The 2,766-nt window shown below is 48.8% G+C and carries 1 protein-coding gene; it reads right to left on the bottom strand.

The window, feature by feature from the left end; translation table 11 throughout:
• Nucleotides 1–2,453 (bottom strand): TraM recognition domain-containing protein (locus tag JRG72_11675; protein MBW2135863.1); only part of this gene is annotated, 2,453 nt, incomplete at its 3' end.
• Nucleotides 2,454–2,766 lie beyond the last annotated feature (313 nt).

Genomic DNA, 2,766 nt, shown 5'->3' with positions numbered 1-2,766 from the left:
GAAAGCTGGCGGATTTTTTCCTGGGCCTCGGGACGGAGGGATTTTGGGGGCAGCAAGGTGCGCATATTGAACGGGGCGCTGACGTTGCCATCAATCAGTAACTTCACATATGTATGGAAATTCGGCAACCCCACTAGGTCATTTTCCGAGATCACCAGAGAAAATTCTTTGTGGAGCAATTCGGCATCTCCGGCCCCCACCCGGAAGCTGATCAGGGTGCCGATGTTCCCGAAAATGCCGTTTATGATGTAGTCTTTCAACTGGGCAATATATTGATTGGTAAGAATCAGAGACAACTGATATTTCCGGGCTTCGGAGAGGATGCTGATAAAGGTGGGGGTGGCCAGGTTGTGAAATTCATCTACATAAAGATAAAAATCTCGGAGAGATGATTTATCTTTAACGTCGGTGCGACTCAAGGCCGCGGTAAAAATCTTCCCTACCAGAAGCATCCCCAGGAAATGGCTGTTGGTATCTCCTAAAAGCCCTTTGCACAGATCTACCAGCAGAATTTTGTTGTTATTCATAACATCTCGAAAATTAATGGTGGTGTGCCGCTGGCCGATGATACTGCGGATAAGATCGTTATAAACAAACCGGCATAATTTGGAAGTAATGTAGGGAGTGACATTCTCTAAACTCAGATCGCGTTCAGCGCTTGAGGCTTCCTTCTCCCAGAAATTACGCACGTATACATTAGTACACTTTTCCAGCAATTCTTGCCGGAAGTCGCGATCTTGAAATACCCGGGGAACATCCAGGACCGTAGGCACAAACGGCTCCGGTTGGTCCAGTAAAAGTTGCAAGGCATTACGCATATACATTTCAAAGATGGGGCCGCCGGTTTGCTTGAGATCGTAAAGTAAATCAAAAACTTCTATCAAGTAATTAACACAAAAATCCTTTTCAAACCCGGTGCGGTAGTCCAACAGGTTCAGGCCCACGGGATGTTCATAATCCTGAGGATCCACATATACCACATCCCGTACTCGGTGGGCCGGGATGCAACTAATCACTTCTTCAATCAACTCCCCGTGAGGATCAATGATCCCCAGAGCCTGTCCGCTCGCTATGTCCTGCAGAATCATCTGTAAAAATAGGGTGGATTTACCGGTTCCGGTCTTTCCCACCACATAGGTATGGCGGCGGCGGTCCTGAGGTTGGAAGAACACCTGGCGATTGCGGTTCAGATGGCAGTGTTCGCCTAGTAGCAGGCCCAGGGTAGGCAGGTCGGAGGGGGCGGGTTTGTGATGGTGAAGAGTGGTATCAATGCCGGGAAACTCGCCCGCTGTCGGAATCGGCAGACGGAAGGCGGCGCTGGCTTCACTGACATCAAACAGATAAAGCCAATGGCGTAAAGCATGAGGGGAGACACTCGGAATCCAGGGGGTAAACTCCAGGTTTTTCAAGTTCTGTCCGGCGATTCGGAATTCTGCTGTATCTTTTGGCTCATAAACCTGATATCCGCCGGTGAACGAACTCTCGATGGCATCCGCGGCTTCCGATAAGAAAATCTTCGGGTCCCCGGTATGTTCGGTGATGGTGGTGCCGACAACATTGGCAAGTTCCAGGGCAATGGGGTGGGAGGAGGCCAGTTGCACCTTCAATAAAAACGCTACATCCTGAAGCTGCAAGTATTCCCGGGCACAATGCTTGTATAAGGCAGTGGCCTGGGTTTTCAGAAAAGGCTCCAGAAGTTCTACCTCCTCACTGATCTTTCCAAAGGTCAATTGGGAATATTTTTCACAGAGTTGGAGCCGTTTTTCCATAGTCGTTTCATCCGCTAGCGTCAGACGATAAGGTCGCAGACAGATACTGACCAGGCAAGGATACTGCTGCAAAAACAGCATATTGCAAAGCCGTTCCAGATTATCCGGATGGAGGGTATAAGGAAACACATAATAAATCTGGGAGACAAACTCCGGGCTGGGACCAGCAGGCAATTCCGTCGGACCGGTTTTAAATCCGATGAATCTGGTGGTTTTCTTCTTTACCGTCTCCAGCCCGATCAGATCCTCCCGGCGAATGATTTCCACCAGATGGCGGAATTTAAACGGTTCGATCAGATATCGTAATTCCGCCGGATCGGCGACCAGAACAAAATCGTGTAAATGGTTATGGATCAATAACAGATGTAATAGATAGGGTCCGAGTTTATCCGCCTGGACCAAGGCCTGGGCTCGGGTCGGTCCGGTCACTCGCACCAGAAAGTTAACTTTGATCTCAAACGGGGTCTGAGGGTCAAAAAGATACCGGAGATCAATCGCGCATTCGGGCGGCAAGGCATCCAGAGCCTGAATAAAGTCCATCTGTCGGGCAAGCAGAGAGTGGGCAAAGTTTTCGTATTTCTGCTGTTCCTCGGCTGGCGCTACCCGCATGCCCCGGAGCCGAAGGGCAAAGGTGGCAGCATATTCCTGTGAATTAACTTTTTTAATAATTTTGGCAAATTCCATATCTTACCTTCTCTCTAGTTTCAGAAGCTGGGCATTACGACCCGGCCGAATCAAGCCGCCTCCTTGACAAAAGTATCAAAAACCTTCTTGTATAACGCCAACTTGAATAGATCCCCGAACTTGGGATCATCTACGATTTTCTTGTATAACCTAAATTCTGCAATTGATCATATAGACGAAAAAATGTGAGAAATCCCTAGGTCGATGTTGTTCTTCTCAATCCAGTTGATCAGGGTCGGCACCGCGACTTTGTACCGCTTGGCGATGAAGTTGAGCTTGGAACCGTTTCTCAACAGGTTCCTAAGGAGGTGCG

The sequence above is a fragment of the Deltaproteobacteria bacterium genome (assembly GCA_019309545.1).
In the GTDB taxonomy this organism is placed as follows: Bacteria; Desulfobacterota; Desulfobaccia; order Desulfobaccales; family Desulfobaccaceae; genus Desulfobacca_B.
This window is presented reverse-complemented; position numbering and strand designations above follow the sequence as displayed.